Consider the following 17,655-nt stretch of genomic DNA (forward strand, 5'->3'; position numbering starts at 1 on the left):
GAAGTTTGAATTTACCGGTGACACGGACTTAATTAATAGCGCCGATATCAGAATCAACCAAAGCTGGTATCACGCAGAACTGCATCACCAAGGTTTAGGCAATGCCTATGCTCAAGTTCAGCATTTAAACGGCAGTATTCCGCTTGATGGTCAAGGGTCTAAGCCTGATACCTATCAACAACCTGTCGAAATCCAAGCTTTCTTCGGCTACACCGGAGTTAAAGTTATTGAAGATAGCTTTACTTTATACAAAGACAAAACACCGCCGACGATTAGTTTAGTATCGCCGCAGGATGGCGATAGGATCCCGCTTAATGAAGAAACCGAGTTACTATTCCAAACGTTTGATAAGTACGGCATAGACAAAGTCGAAATATCGTTTGATGCGGGCGCTACCTATATCGAAAGTGACTTTGTGAATTCACACTCGCTTGAGCCAACATCCACCGATCCTGTTTCAGTATACGCCCGTGCTATTGATACCAACGGCAATATTAGTTCAGTTGAACAGGTTACATTACAGCCATTTGATGCTGCTCTCGGCGAGCCAGAGGTAAGGTTAATTCATCCGGCTAATGGCTCGGTATGGCGTGAAAAACAGGCGTTAGAAATCGAAGTGTTATTACGCAATCTTGATAGTGCCCAGCTTAATATTTTGGTCGGTGGTGATCCGGATCACGTTAATAATCAAACCATTAACTTGGAACGTACGGCAGATTTACCCGAGCGCTTTAAGCAAAGCATCCAATTACCAGCAACAGGGCAAGATCTTGTCTTGTTGCTTGAGCTTTCGCATCAAGGCCTAGTCGACCGCAAGTTTATTAATGTTCTGGCCGATGGCAGCGTTGAGCAAGAAGTTGAGTTAGTCACTTCACCTTCAAGTCAGGTTTTACAAGGGGCTAGTGTTTTAGTTGCAGCTAAGTTGCCTGAGGATATGCCAGACTTTGCAGAAGACTCAGAACTTAAGATTATTGATGGTAAAAACAGTGTTGAATCCACTCGAAAACTGGATGGCAAGTCTTGGGTTTACAGCACAAATTACGATAGTGGCAGTTTGACGATTGAAAGCCGCTTGCGTGATGTGTCTGGTAACGAAAAACTGCAATCTACTTCAATTGAGAAATTAGCGTTCTTAGACGAACAACAGCATATCGAACTACAAATAGACGATAAGCTGCAAGCAATTGATTTCCTTGACGCAATACCTGGTCAGCAACAATTTGTGGCTGGTATTAATCAACTGCAGGGCGGATTGCAAATTCGCTTAGGTGCAACCAGCTTAATTGAGCAAAACCAAGGTTCTGTTTTGCAATTGGCGGTTAATGGTCAAGGCATATGGGCGGTTATCGACGAAAACGGTAATCAAGATTTATTACGTTGGGATCTAAACGGTACTGCGATCAGCCAGCAACGTTTATTCGGCGATGTTAAGTTAATCTCGGATAACTATGTAGTTGTGCAATTGGCCGACAAACTGCAAGTTTGGATGGTCGATAGCAATGCGTTAGTTCCGCTTAAGTTAATGAGCTTAGATAGTCAGTTAGTTGACTTAGTCGAGCTAGCTGATGATCTTTGGTTACTTACTGAGTTCAGCTTGCAACGAATTGGCACTGATTTAAGTTCACTTGAAGCTCAAGTTGTAGCCACTTGGGAAGCCAAGCCGGGTGCGTATAAGCTAGCCATTAATGAAACACAAATAGAGCAGTGGACTAAATCAGCTGTCTATCCATTTGTAGTCAGTGGTGCTGATTTAATTGAACTTGATGCAATATCAACAGACCATGAATTGTTAGCTATCGCCCGTTTTGCTGATGTTGAAGCTAAACAAATCGTCTCGGCTAACTATGGTGCTTTATGGCGTTTATCAAATAGCAATCAAACACTTGGTTACTTGCAAGGTATTGAAAAGCTCAGCGCCAATAGCCAGTTTGCTTGGTTTACCGACGGTCAAAGCATTTGGCGTCAACAATGGTCGGCTCGTTCATTAGATGTCCCAGTTATCGCAACTGAGGAATTACCTCATTATCTGCAGATAGGGGTGTCTGATCCGCAAGCGCAAGTTTGGTTTGAAGATAATAATGGCCAATTACTGGCAAGCAAAACGCAAAGATTGGCAGACAAAGTTGTTCATTTGGTTGCTCGTAGTCATTTTGCCAACAGTGTAATCGTAAAAGTGCAACAGCGCGGTGGCGATATCATTGAACAGGTGCTGAGCTTAAATGAAAGCCCATATGCTAATGTACTGACGCAACTGCCAACCGATAAGCATTATGCTAGCGACGCTTTATTACCTGCCAAAGTTGCGTTATCGAGCGATGCTCGAATCAATAGCTATCAAGTCAGTCATTCTGGTTTAAACCAAGCTTTTGTTAGCCAAGGTAGTGATCTAGCCGGTTGGATTAGATTATCAAATCAAGCTAATCAAACCACTGATATCGAGTTAAACGGTGGCGATTATAGCGCGGCAATAACAACCGCGGTGATCGAACCCGAGCAAGGCCAAATCAAGTTACTTGCACCAGCCAATAACAGTCGCTTTACCGAGGGTGATTGGCTCGATGCACAATTCCAAGTTAATGGATATGAGACAAACGAGTTCGCCTTTGTAGAAGTGGCGTTATTAGATTTCAATCGCAATGTTGTCAGCAATTGGGTGGTAAACCAACAACTAGGTAGCGTTTCATTCCGTCTTTCGGCTGTGTCAGAAAGTGACGCTTATTATTTGCGCACTCGTGCATACCGATTAGATGATTACGCCTTTGTGGAAGATGAAGTGGGTATTCGAGTCTTGCCGCAGCAAAGCAAAATTGCTTATCAAGTGAACGGCATTCCAGACAGTATCTTTGTCGATTCGAATCTAAACATTGAAGTTCAAGAGACTGGTTCTCAACAAATTAAGAATGCTGATATTCAAGTATTTGCTGCCGATGGAAGTCTAATCGCTAGCGAGTTATTCCGTTTGCAAATGCAAGTGCCGATTACTGACAAACTCATAGTGCAAATTAACTTGGATGATGGTTTAGGCAACGTTGAGCAATATCGGGAAGATATTTTGGTGTTGTCGCCATGGACATTACAAACAGCGGATAACAATATTGATTTCAGCGTGGTGCTGAATGCCAGTGATGATGTTTACTTCTTCAGAGAAGCAGAGCTAGTTAACCAAGCTGGTGATATTCTGCATAGCTTTGATGCTGAAGTTACCGCGGCTACCTTCCTACATGACAGATTGTTGGTTGCTTTACAGGGTATTGGACTGCGCTTTTTTGAAATAGTGGTCAATCAAGATACTAACCGCAAATCATTAAGATTCTTGGGTGAACACAAAGTTGATGAGCAAATCAATCAGCTCGCCCATTATGGTGAAACCGTTTTAGCTTATACCCAAGGTGGTTCGTTACTGAAATATAAAGTATCGGGTAATGCCTTAGTGCTTGATAGTGTGAAAGCCTATAGCGCAATGATTAATTTAAGTGCGATAGAAGATGGCTTTAACTTGGTATTACAAAACCAAGTTATCAAATTGAATAGCCAAGGCCAGAGGGTATCTTCGAATAATCTAAATAATATAGCCGCTAGCATAGAGCTTGAGACTGGTTTATGGTTAATAGACAAACGTGGTCGTTTGCTCAATTTAAATAATGGCTCTGTGAGGACACACGAGGTAAGTGTTAATGCTCATAGCTTGTTAAGTTACAGCCATTATTTAATTGCATTAGATAAAATTAATGACCTGTTAACGGTTATTGATATTGATAATCCGCATAACCCACGCGTGGTATCGGCGAATGAAGTGGTACTGGGTGACCATTTAACTAAAGCCAAATTCATCGCGGGACGCTTGTATTTGCCAACTGCAACCGATCTAGATTTAGATATAGCTGCGCGTGTGCCGAACAGCTTATATCGCACAGCGCAAGTTAAAGGCAATGCGGTTGACGTCGCCATGAATCAAGGCAGCGTGCTAACTGCGTTTGAAGCCTATGGCGCGGTATTACAAACAGAATTGCCATTTAGCAGCAGTCAAACGGTATTACCGGGTGAATATGCTGGCGTAGTCAGTAAAACGTTGCTACAGCCAACTCAACACTTGTCTTACTACAATCAAGCAAACGATACATTAACCCTAATTGCTGAAAATCAGTCGTTAACTAAGCGAAAACTAAACCACTACCAAGCAAGATTCTATAGCGATATTGATCTTTATTGGTTGGATAACAAGATCAAGTTTAAGCAAGGTAATGTCCAGAGTGAAGTTGAACTAGATGCAGGTGAACAGCTAGCACAAGTTTATCAATGGCGTGGTAAATATGTGGCGGTCAGTCGCCATAAGGTTTATCTGATCTCAACGGGTGAATTGCCAATAGATGAGTTCAATTTACAAATCAACTTGCTGTTTGCATCCGATGAACCAATAGAGCAATTAACCCTAGCTAATGATTATTTAGTGATGGCCGTGGCCAATAATTTAATCCGCTACGACTTAAATCAAAATACCAGCTCGTCAATCGCTTACACCGATCAGTTAATTGATATTCAATTTGCGCAGGGCTGTATTTGGTTTAGCACGCTTAATGACCTTAACCGGGTAGCGCTAGATAATTGGACGGTTTCAGAAAACCTATACACTGCAACCGCTCCAATTAAAGGCTTGTCGGTTAATAACAGTCATGTTGCTTTAGCCCTAGGTTTGCAAGGTACTGAGCTTGTCTCTATTCCGCACACTAGCTTAAACGCAAGTACCGCACTAGCTGTGCCAGTTGATGTGCAGAACTTACAACCGGGTGAGTGGATAAAACTGGGTGTAACATCACCGGAAAATATTGACTCGGTTAGTTATTTTATTAACGAACAGTTGGTGGCGAGATCGAATAGCTATCCGTTTGCCGTAAACATACAACTGCCTGCCGAGTTAAAGAATGGTAGATGGTTTGATATTAAAGCGCAGTTTAGCAATTTACACGGCGAGGCTAATCAAACTTCTGTGGTGCGAGGCTATTTAAGAGGTGATGCATTACCGGCTAATGATTTTAGTGTTGAATTGCAAATGGCAGCCTTAAGTTACATGCCTAAACCGCATCATATGCAGGCGTTTGTTTACAACAGCGTAGAAGCTATCAAACAAGTTGAGTTTTATATTGCCAGCGATGCAAATGGCCCGTATGAACTTATGCGTAAGCATTATGGTCCTGAATATATAGTGACTAAAGCAGTTGAAGCAAATGATCCTAATACTTGGGTCAAAGTGCGAGCTGTTGATATTTACGGTAATTATGCGGAATCATCACCGCAGCAATTTACCCGAGTTAATGACTTATTCCCGCCGCAGCTGTCTATGCAGCCACAAAATCCAGTGTTGTTAGGCTCCACGTCAACAATGTCTGTCTTGCCGGAAAGTGGTGAACTGAACTTGGAATTCAGTGTGCAAGATGACCGCAGTGATATTGAACTCGCCTTATTAAAACGTAATGGTGTATTAGTATGGGCTGGGTTTACTTCCGGGGTCTATCAATATACAGATGCGGATCTCATTGCAGGACAAGATTATTTGTATGAGTTGACTGCAGTGGATAATGCCACCCAGCAACAAGCACTTAGCCACACTGTAAGAGTTGTGGAAGACAAAGCACCTACAATAACTGATGTGCAAATACCAAGTGAAATTCTTGAAAGCTCTGGCTTTAACCTAGAGTTTAATGCAACCGATGATGTCGCGCTGCAACAAGTCAAAGTCACTTGGCCAAATTACGAAGTGGTTCGAGATATTCAAGGCGCTCAGCAGCAAAGCTTTAGCATTGCCTTAGCTGATATTCGTGGGCCGCAGCAGCGATTGCAAAATGTTCTGTCTAGCACAGCGGTAATTGAAGTTACTGATAGTTTTGGTCAGGTTACTCGCAGTGATCACATTGTCACGGTTAAACCTGATTTGGCTCCTGACGCCTCATTAGTCACAGTGATTATGGAACCATATGCTATCTACGACAGTAATATTAGCTATCAACTTATTGGCCTTGAATCGGCTGATGACGGTGGCTTAGCGCAACTAAGAGTTGATTTAGTTAACTTAGATACTGAGCAACGATCGTCAGTATGTACCAATAGTACGCTGCAAAACTGTCAGCAATCGCAATATCATCAAGGCGCTATTTCATCTCCTGATAAACCAGTTGCCAACAATAGCCATAGATATCAGTTTGAACTAACCGATGGGTTGCAACAATCAGATAGAACAGCAGAGCAAATCGTTAACTTTACTCATAGACCAAACTTATTACGCTTTGTTAGCACAGAGCAACCGGGTGTTAACTTAGGTACGCTCCTAGCTGGCATTGGCGGCTCGTTCCAAGTTGAAGTATTAGATTCCGCTTCGTCTGCAATACCACTTCAAAATATTGAATGGAAATTAATAGGCGGACAAAGTGACGTCAATTTAGGCTCGTCAACAAGTGACGCGGCAGGTATCGCCTCATTGCATTGGGATGCCAACGGTTTAAGCGCAGGCACTTATCAAATCGAAGCCTCTTTGCGTGATTGGCCAACATTCCCAGCCACTGTATTTAGTATCGATGTGTTACCGGGTACGCCACAAAAAGTCAGAATAGAGCACATTGCCGATACGATTGCGGGAGAGGCTTTCTCTATTAGAGCGACCTTGTTAGATGCTGCGAACAACTTGGTCTACACCGAGAATGAGCTGAGATTAACGTTTGCTACCAACCATAGTGATTTTGTTATTCCGTTTGCTGAGCATGTTAACTTTGTCATGATGGGTGATTATCCAGCTGCTGACTTGGCATTTAATGCCGGTTTAGGTGAGTTGCAAATGCAAGCGACGACATTAGCGGGTAATTACCAGTTAACGGTTCTTGATGAGTACGGCCAAAACTACCCGGTAGAGTATTTTATTGAGCTTCAAGATACGCAGGCGACAGATGTTTCATACCTGCCTATTAATGTTCAAGCTTCATCAGCTACTGGCTTTACTATAAAGCAAATAGCCCAAACCAACTCAGCACAAGGTCGAGAAGACGTGTTAGAAGTGGGGGAAAGTGCTCAACTGGAAATACAATTAGTTGATGAGTTTGGCAACGCCGTTTCGAAAATCAGGGATGATAGTCAGCAAAGTCTTAATTCGCAAAATGATACTTGGCAAGATGCAAACTTTAATCTTGATATCGCCGCCAGTGAGTTTGGACTAATTAACGGCACTGCCGATAATGCATCAATATCGCTGCAATCCGGCCAAGCATCAATCAATATTGAAGCGCAGCAGCCAGCCGAAATAGAGATTGGTCTAAATAGTCAGGACAGTGACTTAACGCTTGATTTAAATGCGAAGCAAGTTTTAGTGTTCTCGAAAACGTTGCCAGCGATTTATACAGCAAGTTTTGTGCAGCTGGTTGATAGTCTGGCGTTGCCGTTAGATATTGAGTTTAACGAAGCCGTAGAACTCGCTTTTGGTGACGAATACTTAATGGTGTTGGATGAAGCCTCGCAGGTGGTTTCTGGCAGCACAGAACAAGTATCTGACACTGTATTAAGATTTACTCCAGAGCAAGACTTGCAGCTTAATCAGTGTTTCTCGGTTGATACACAATCTAGTGTGCTTATCGGTGTCGCTGAGCGAGATCCTGTTTTACCGCAAGTATTTAGTGCTTGTACGCCGCAAATCGGCTTATCAACACCACCAACTCATTCTGTGTTGGAGAACAGCCAAGTTAGCTTGCCAATCGTTTACGGCACAGGCATTCAGGCGTCAGAGTTAGTTAATGGTCAAATATCAATTAACTCAGACATGCAGCCGCTGTATTTTGAAACGCCGCAATTTACGGTTCCTGATGCAACTAGCTTGGGTTGGCAAGATGGACAAACGATTGAAATCAGTGTCAGTGCGAGTCGTTTTGAGCAAAGTGTTAGTGTTGCAAACCGTTTAAGTTATCAGGTTCTAACGGCAACAGGCGACTATGATAACGACGGCCTAGATAATGCGTTAGAGCTTAGTTTAGGTCTAAAACCTGACTCTGCTGATAGTGACGGTAACGACATTCTTGATGGTCAAGAAGACAGTGATAACGATGGCTTATCAAATATTGACGAAGTTAGCTACGGTAGCCAGCCAAATGTCGCCGACACCGATGGTGATGGCATCAGTGATGGTGACGAAGTCAATCGTGATGGCACAGATCCCCTCAGCCAAGATACGGACAATGATGGACTGTCTGATTTGGCGGAATTTGAGTTTGGCTCTAATCCGTTAGATGAAAACAGCCGAGCGTTAGATACCACAGCTATTACTGCCATTAGCTTAGCGCAAACTCAGTTTGATTATGATAAGAGTGCCGATACCGGCAATATTGTCTTAACAGTACATGCGACCATTAGCATTAATGATCAGGAATTCACCATTGATGTTAGCGATGTCGGCTTTTATCCATTAGATTTCAGTAGTGCAGACCATGCAGTAGCCGAGCCTGTGATTGGTGGTTTTTATCCAGTCGGTGAAGGCAGTACTACTTTAACTGTATCCTTGGGTGAGCATCAGGCAAACGCATCTTTAAATGTATTAGATGCAGTTTATCTGGGTGAGAACGCAGTATGGGAAAACTTACAACAAGATTATTTGCGCAAGGTACGCGTAGGGAACTTAACCGTGCGTGGTACAAACCAGGTATCAATAACGGGTAACTTGTTGGTCGAAGGTGATCTCATTATTGAAGAAGGCGCTAGCCTCGAGCTTATCGTTGACCACGTTACAGTACAAAATGACTTGAGTTTAGCAAATTCCAGCTCGGTACAATTCTTATCTAGCGCGTTGCCGCAAAATTCAGAAAGCGAACCCAAGTTACCATTTGACTTGGTATACAGCGGAGCCGATGTTCAAGTCGCAGGTACATTGCAATTAGCCGGCTCAATTCGTGCTGCTGAATTGCAAATAACAGGTGATATCGACGTAACTGGCAATGGTGCACTTGAAGCCTACGGTATCTCTGCCAACGCGATGATCCTGAACAATGCAGCACTTGCCGTCAAGGTCAGAGATGATATTTCTCTTACCAACAACTTGTCGTTATCCAGCAGTACCATCACCCACCTTAACGATAGTGACGTTAAGCCATATGCAACACAATGGCGAATAGCGGGCGATCTAATTGCTACGGATAGCTCAATTACCGCTAAACATGATGTCGAGATAGATATTGCCGCAATGGCAAATTGCTTTGGCGCTAGCGCAGGCTTGGGTGCTCTAGGTGAAGATAAGTGTGTAATCAGCCATTATTTAGATACGCAGAGTTTAGGTTTAGGAGGCTCGCGCAACGGCAACACAGTAGTAACCGGTGGTGCTATTCAAATTGAAGCTGCCAATGTTCAAGTTTCAGGTACACAGACATTTATTGATGTATCGCCAGTTGGCGGTGCAGCTGGGGCATTTGGTTTAAATACCCAGTCTATAGATGTATCTGGCTTCAGTGGTGTATTCGTTGATGCTAGTGGCGCAAATCGTCATATTATTGATGCGAGCGAGTTGGCTTACGCTAATTCTGGCGGTCGAGTGGTCATTAATACTGCTAGCGTGATTGGCGATATAGATTGGGCGCAGCAGGTTAATACCCAAGCCGGTTCGTTGACCATTCCAGCTCAATTACTTTCACTATTCGCAGATTGTGAAGATCAAGATTGCTATCAAACACAAGGCGTCGTGGAACTTAGCCCTGCTGCCAGTGGAACGTTAGTCCTGACAATAAATAATGATTCCGCTTTGATTTCACAAGGCAATGACAGCTTTGTCGCACAAGGGGTAAGCCTAGCTAACCACACTGTATTGCCAAGCCAAATGCAGACAGTCGGTTATCATTTTGTTGATAGTGCAGCTGTTGATGAAAACGGCTTAGTTATTGATGTTAGTGGAACACCTTGGTTAAACAGCTTAGGCGATGTGTTACCACTAACGGGAGTTGAAGTTGAACTGAATACTGGTGCTAGCACAGAAGTTGTCACCATCCACCATAATACAGAGTCGCAGCTGGTAACGGATATCCCAGCTTCTATCAATATTATAGACATTGTCAGTATTCGTGGTATTCATCGCTTTACCCAAATCGAGCTTGGCCATAGCTATTGGCATTTCGGTCAAGACAAGCTGCAAGTGTTAGATGTTGCAGGTAGTAAACTACATAACTCGCAAAATGATAGTTTGGATATTCAATCTAGAATTCAAGCCGCAGAAGTTTCTGATGCGCTGGCCTTGCGCGTATTGACCCATGGTGGCCGAATTAAGGTCGAGCAGGAGCTTAACTTTATCGGACGAGAATACCTGCGCCCTGAAGAAGTTGACACTGAAACCAATGAAGTCACAGTGCTTGATATTCCGCCTGTTGAAATCGTCGCAAGCCAGATTAATTTTGATGGTGATTTGTTACTCAACGATGCTTTAACTTGGGGCTTAGCTGCAAATAGCATTAACGTAAATGGTAATTTCACTTTACAAAACCAAGCCACTTTAACCTTGCCGCGAACAGAAGTTCAGGGCAATCAACCATATGCTTTAAACCTTAACGTAACAGGTGATATCAGTATCGCCCGCCCTGAATTAGCGGATGGTCATTTAAGCTTGGTTGCGCGTGGTTACTTACCGCAAGTAGGTGAGTTTACTCAGTCAGTATATGGCTTAACCCAAGCTAGTGATGCTGGTTTTGGGGCTGTGATTGATGATAGCAATAGCAAATTAATCCAAAGCTTACTGCCTATTGTTGCGCCTGACAACATGCTTGGCGCTGGTCAAGCCAAGATTACAGCTAATCAAGCATTAGTTAGCCATGATATTGATTTAAGCGGCCAGTCTCACGATTACGTTGTGGTGCAATCGCCAAGTGCCGGTAGTTTAGTCTTTAATCTTCAGCAAGCTGATATCTATGGACTGATTGATGCCCGAGCTGGTGTAGCAAATAAAGCCAATGCAAAAGTAGGCTTGCCGGGTAAGGTAATAATTAACGCTACAAATACGAGTCTCTCTGGCTACCAGTTAAACCAAGCCAGTAATAACAGTGCTGCTGCATCCAGCTTAATTAAGCTGGATAGCAACTCAACATCAGCAATAGAAGCCTACTTTGGTAATCCGCAGTTGGCCATGAGTTGTAGTAAAGCCCAAGGCTGTGAGGTGCAAACCATTAAATTACCAAGCTTTGGCCAACGCCTCGCTAACAACGCAGTGCACTTAGGTAGACAACAATGGCAAATAGACGTGAATGCGGATTGGTCGGTTTCACCTGACGTGTTTGCTCAACACCAAATCGCTTTTGATATAAACAATGTTGCCAATAGTCTTGCGCAAATTTCAGAGGTTGAGGAGCTAGGTAATAATCAATATCGAGTTACATTAGAGACAGAGACTGATTTAGCCGACATTGCTCAACAGCCGATAATTGGTGTATATCAATTTACTAGCCTTAATTTAGCTTCGAACGTCGAATTGGATTTTGGTGATGACTACCTATTACTGACTGAAAACAGTACACTGGATCTGGCTAACAATAGCCTAATCAAAGTTAAAGAGTCTTCTGCTGACGCGATTGAGAAATTGGCGGCGAGTGATGCAGGTATTTATCAACCACAAATTTATTTAGATAGCTTGCCAGATATAGCAGGTGAAGACAGTTATCGCTTTAGTGCTGAAGATATATCTTTAGCCGCTGGCAGCTTAGCAGCAGAGAATAAAGGCTATCAGTTTAATGCGAGCAACAATATTAATGTCACCGACTTAATGGTGCAATCCAATGCCAATGTCAATTTAATCGCGCAAAACAAAGTCAACTTCTCTGGTGATTTAACATTGACCTCTGGTTCTTGGACTTATCTGTATTCAGGGCAGCCATTGGTTATTCAAGGCGATTTAACGCTGGATAGCGGTTCATTCCTGCGAATTGAATCAAATGCTGGTATTCAAGTTCTTGGCAATATCGATATCGCGTCTGACGCTACTTTAAGTTTAGCTGGTGGTATGCCGGGCTTAGTATTAGATGTTGCTGGTAATGTCGATATTAACGGTGAAATAAAAGCTATTAGTCATCAATTTGATTTTGCTCCGGGTGAAAATTGCCACGCTGGTCAAGCAAATGAAATAACCGATGCCAATAACCAAAATACGGACAGTAACATTGACTGCCAATTCGGTTATTTCCGTAAACCAGCTTATCCTTCGCAAGGGCATGGTGATGGCGGTTATCTGAAACTCATCGCCAATCAAGTTACACTGAACGGTACTATTAATGCCGCTAATCAAGGCGATGCAACTTATGTCGGTGGTAGTGTTGTTATTGAAGCCGATAGTTTCACGGGCAGTACTCAAGGTATTATCAATGTTTCTGGCTCAGATGGCGTTGGTGCGGGTCGTATAGCGGTTAAGTCGCCACTTAATACTTATTTAGGTGAGTATCAAACTGTGCGAAATGGTAATCATCTAGGTGCCGGTGTTGGAACCTTGTTCTTACAAAATAGTGCCACTGACTTAGGTCATTTAATTGTAGACGGTGGCGTGACTGAAGTCAGCGACATAAGTCAGGCTAAAGTCTACTCAACTTCTATTCGCAATGTTGGTGAAGGTGACGTTGGCTGTATTGAATCACTTGGTCAAGACAGATACAAAATTTCACCACAAGGCTTATGTGCAGAGACTTGGCCAACGCTTAATGGCTCAACGACTGAGGGGCAATTGCATTATCAGTTATTAGAACTTACGCACGACGCTACGCGTATCAATATCAACACCTTACCGCTCGGTGGGGCGACACCTAAAGTTGCTATTTATGCTGGTGATATTGATGACGTAACAGGCTTAACACCAGAGTATCAAAATACCATTGAGACTCATCGTCACTGTGGTCACGATACAACCGAAGCTGAAGCGCAAGTTTACCTTCCAGCAGGCCAATACACTTTGGTGGTATCAGATATAGACGACTGTGCAAAACCGGCTGTCGATTACCATATTGCTTTCAATCAGCCTGAAATTTTATGGCATGACTCAATTGTTAATCCGATGCAAAGCTTGATGGGGCGTTTTGTTGATTTATCCGGAGATAGCCAAGAACATTTGGAAATTATAGCTAATGATAACTTTAGCTTTACGGTAGAAAGTAGCGAAGACATCAGTGCAATAACTGGAAAATATCAAGGTGTGATCCCACTTAGAGCGTTATCAGTGGTTGGCGGTGCTGCTGTTGACCTAGGTAAGGACAGGGTAACGGTATCTGAGCCAGAAAATTCACTATTTGATAGTGATTCTGCGATTCGTATAGCCGCAATGGGACAAAACTTTGTTAATCGTATTGTTGATTCGGGTATTGCTGCAGAATTGACCGGCCCTTTGATACTCACTGCCCAGCATTTCAATAATGAAAGCAAAACCTTCGAAGCAGATGAAATTATTATTCAAGGTAATTTTTCACTAGAGTCTAATGCGGATGTAACAATTATTAGTCAGACACTTGTTATCGAAGGCAGTGTCGCGATTGAAAACAATGCTCGTCTAAACTTGAATGTTACGGGTACAGCTGTTGTGAAAGGGGATCTTCAATTAATTAATAATTCTCATATTCGGAGTGATGCAAATCTGGATATTAATGTTCAAGGTAATATTTATATTGACGAGTGGTCTTCAATTTCTTCTTATAATTTTATTGGTTCTACAAAGTATCAGTGCCATGCCACCTATATTAATCAATACATTGATGAACCTGAGAATCCAGCTTCATGTATATCTGGTTACTATCGCTTTGCTAATACCATTGGAGTTCGGTCTCAAGAGTTCTTTGCTACAGCAGGTGGAGTTGTTTCGTTATCGGCAAAAGAAATTGAGCTGGAAGGGAAATTGCTTGCTGACGGAATAGCAGAAATAGGTACGGCAAGTGGCGGGTCAATTAATGTAGTTGCTGAGCGAATGAGGTTTGGTTCAAATGCCGAAATAGATACCAGTGGCGTTAGCGATAATCGATATTTTTATAGAATCAATGCAGGTCGAATAGCTTTGCAAGTTGATGAGTTAGTCGACTTCAATCATGAGCGGCACATAGAAAATAAAGGTGGAACTACTTTTTATAAACAGATATCTGACCAACACGGTCATCTAATTGTTAACAGCGATACTTTTATTCGCGGAGCTGGTAAGCATGAAATTAAGTGTGTTGAGTCGGTCGGCGATGATTTATGGAAAATCGGAGTTAATGATTGCGGGCATGCTGACAAGACCCCTTGGCATGATAGCGAAGAAAATTATGCCCAAAGTTTAGTTGGCCGTTTTGTAGTACTAGACATTGATGATCCTAACGCACCTGTTTATGAGGTTTATGCCAATACTAGTGAAAGCTTGGTTATACAAACTAACGATAACCTAGAATCTTATATTGGTAAAACGCTGATAGGTAAAGTGCAGTTCGATTCGTTAACAGTAAAAGAAGAAACTTATTTTAATATTGATGTAGGTGATAATTGGTTGTCAGTTGATATTTTCAAAGTAGATGATGTCGTCTCGGATTTTTATGTTGGTGCCTATCGTCTTGATATTTACACCCCGGCAACTATTTCAAATATTAGATACTTTGACACTGAAGTGCGAGGTGAAGTAAATGTTTGGGGTGACGTTATATTTCAAGGGCTAGGTATTTTCAGTCCTTTGAATTTAAATATTTCTGGTGACGTAACATTCACCAATTCTATCTATTCATATTCATTTGATGAAAAAGGTATTGAGATTAATGCAACAGGTAACGTTACGTTTAACGATAGTGTTGATACCCCGTCTGTGACAGTAAATAGTGAAGGTACTATAACGGTTAACGAATACATTTCTGCCAAATGGGTTGTGTCAAGCTGGGGCTTCGATCAATCTGGTGATGTTTCCAACTATCATTTACCAGATCGCATAGCAGGTTATTGCCACGCATCAGTACCTTGGTTGTTTACCGAAGAACAAATGAAAGCATGCACTTTAGGAAACTTTCACACCGCTACTACACCGGGCTTTTTAGGGTATTCAGATTGGGATGAACTTGGCAGTGTGATTAGCTTAAATGCTAAACATGTAGTTTTAAACGAGTTATTGACAACTTGGTATTCAGACAATAACGGTGAAATCAACATCCATGCAGATAAATTATCTATAACTAATAAAAGAGCGTATTTAGGAACATACAGCTATGGTAATTATAACGGTGCTGACTATCATGTTGGTGGCAGGATCGCTATTTATACAGATGAAGTAGAGGTATTGATAGATGGTATTGCTGGAACGACTGAAGATTTAATTGCTGAAATCTATAACTTCGGTGGAACGACTTATATTGAAGAAGGCGGCTATAGTTCACTTTTAGTTGATAACGACGCTGACCAACCTTACTCGAATGTAACCTATATTCGAGGCATGGGGAAACATGTCATTCGGTGTATAGAAGCGTTAGGATCTGACTTATGGTCGATTAGTATTGATGAATGTGGTGAGGAATTAACCCCTGAGTGGTATAGTAGTAAAACTAGGCCTGAATTGAGCTTAGAAGGGATGTTTGTTTCTTTGGATATTGCCAACCGAAGTAGCAGTGTATACAAGGTCGAATCTAACACAAGTAATGCATTAATCGTGTCAAGCTCTGATGATTTGACCGCTTTCTTAGGTAAAACTTTGCAAGGTTATATCAGTTTAAATGAGTTGCGAGCCACTTCAGGCAGCTTTGTTCATTTCTCTGATAACTATGTGGAAGTTAGCGATGTTGTTGTTTGTGATGCCTCGAGTAAAGTTTTAGTCAGTGATGATTCGATATCTCTGGTTGAATCTTTGCAAGCGGTAAATCCAGATTGTCGAGTATCAGAAATGCCTGATGTTCCCGCGTATTCGATTCCCTGATGTCAAATTAATAAAAATGGAAATAAAGTTAGTAACAAATTGGAGCTACAAAATGAAATTACCTAGTCTAATGTTGGCTTTGAGCCTTGCCACATTATCTGCTTGTTCTGATTCGCCATCTACAATTGCTAAAGTAGGTGATACTGGTATTACTCAACAAGAGTTTGATGCTTACTTAGGGTTAAAAAAATTAAGAAACCTATCAACTGAAGACAAAGCCAAACACTTGCAGGTATACGCTGAACGCAAGGCTTTAGTTCAAGCAATCGAAGATAGTAAAAAAGTTAATATTGCCAAAATCGATGCTGAAGTTGCTGATGTAAAGCGTAATTTGGTGGTTTCTCAGTATTTAGATAGCTATTTAACTCAACAGGTTTCAGATCAAGCTGTGCGCAATTATTACGCACAAAATCAGCAAGAATTTGCTAGCCGCAAAGCCAAAGTGTCCCATATTCTTATTCGTACAAATGCTCAAACCAGTGAAGAATTAAGAGCAGAAAAACTTAAGTTAATCCAAGAAGCTCACCTAAAAGCTAAGCAAGGTGCTGATTTTGCTTCACTCGTTAATGAGTATTCAGAGGACAGAGTCTCGGCGAAAAAAGGTGGTTCATTAGGTTGGGTGACAGATAAAGCGATCGCGCCTAACTTTTCTCACCAAGCATTTAAAGTATTGCAAGAAGGTGAAATTTCAGACCCGTTTATCACAAGTTTTGGCTATCACATTATCAAGCTCGACGCCGCACCAAGCATAGTTCAAAAGCCGTTTGAACAAGTGCGTGGCGATATTCGCCGTAAATTACGCCAAATGGCTAAAGAAGCTGAGCTGACTCGGCTTAAGCAAAGTGTTGATGTAAAGCTGATGGAAAATAGCTAATGTTGTCTCTTCGTTCTATCTCTTTGTGCTTTGCTTCATTGAGTGTTTGCTTATTAGCTGCGTGCAGCAAACAACAAACTGAACAAGCCGTTGTCGATCCTGTAGTCGCGACGGTTAATGGCTCCAATATTTTGCAAAGCCAACTGGACTTTGAGTTGGAGCGCACGTTAAGTAATGTGCCAGATATATTTGTTGATGAGCGAGTCAAAGGTCGAGTGCTAGATTCATTAGTTTTGTCACAATTAATGGCGCAATTGCAATCAAGTGGTATGGACGAAAGCGAGTTGTCTGAATTAGATAAAGAAGTTGCCGCATTTCGTCAGAAAAAACTGGTTGAGCGCTATATCCGCAACCATGTTGAAGCATCGCCTGTTACTAAACAGCAAGTGCAAGACTACTACCAAAATAACTTAGACGAGTTTGGTCAAAAAGATATTAAGTTTTGGCGGCGGATCCGAGTAGAAGGTGCGACTAATCACCCTGAAGCACAGAATATAGCCAAAACCTTATCCGCAGTTGCATCGAGTAGTCATTTTAAGCAAGTGACATTAGCCGGGGTTAACTTTGTTGTAACCGAAGGGACTAATGAGCAAGACAACTTGTCACCGACATTTGCAAAGTTATTAAACGCTACAAATAGCGGCCAAATTAGTGACTTACAAATTGATGGCAACGCTATGTATCGATTAGCGGTAACAAAAACTTATTTGCAACCTGCCAAGCCACTTAATCAAGTTAAAAGAGAAATTCAAAAGCGTTTGTCGCAGCAAGCGTGGAAGCGAGCAATCAAGGCGCATGGCGATAAGTTAAGAGCGCAAGCAGATATATCTTTGGTTCCAGAAGCGAGCTAATAGTCAGGCAAATAATGGTCAGGCAAAAAACTTAAATGGAA

3 protein-coding genes (1 of these 3 only partly in view) are annotated in these 17,655 nt (G+C 42.1%); all 3 read left to right on the forward strand.

Annotated elements, in window-relative coordinates:
* Tightly spaced (at most 52 nt apart), the 3 genes in view from C2869_RS07325 to C2869_RS07335 form a layout consistent with a single transcriptional unit that may run on beyond the window.
* On the forward strand, positions 1–15,889 hold the end of the coding sequence (locus tag C2869_RS07325; RefSeq protein ID WP_159084081.1) for an Ig-like domain-containing protein. Its footprint begins 23,744 nt before the window's first position; 15,889 of the gene's 39,633 nt are visible here — the last part of the coding sequence; its start codon lies beyond the left edge, outside the window; it ends in the stop codon at positions 15,887–15,889.
* Positions 15,890–15,941: 52 nt separating this feature from the next.
* Entirely contained in the window at positions 15,942–16,763 is an 822-nt protein-coding gene (locus C2869_RS07330) for a peptidylprolyl isomerase (RefSeq protein WP_159084082.1), read from the forward strand.
* Complete coding sequence (locus C2869_RS07335) at positions 16,763–17,614, forward strand: peptidyl-prolyl cis-trans isomerase (RefSeq protein ID WP_108602325.1); 852 nt, start codon at positions 16,763–16,765, stop codon at positions 17,612–17,614. Before C2869_RS07330 ends, C2869_RS07335 begins: the two co-directional genes overlap by 1 nt.
* The last annotated feature ends 41 nt before the right edge of the window (positions 17,615–17,655 follow it).

This window comes from Saccharobesus litoralis (assembly GCF_003063625.1).
Taxonomy (GTDB): domain Bacteria; phylum Pseudomonadota; class Gammaproteobacteria; order Enterobacterales; family Alteromonadaceae; genus Saccharobesus; species Saccharobesus litoralis.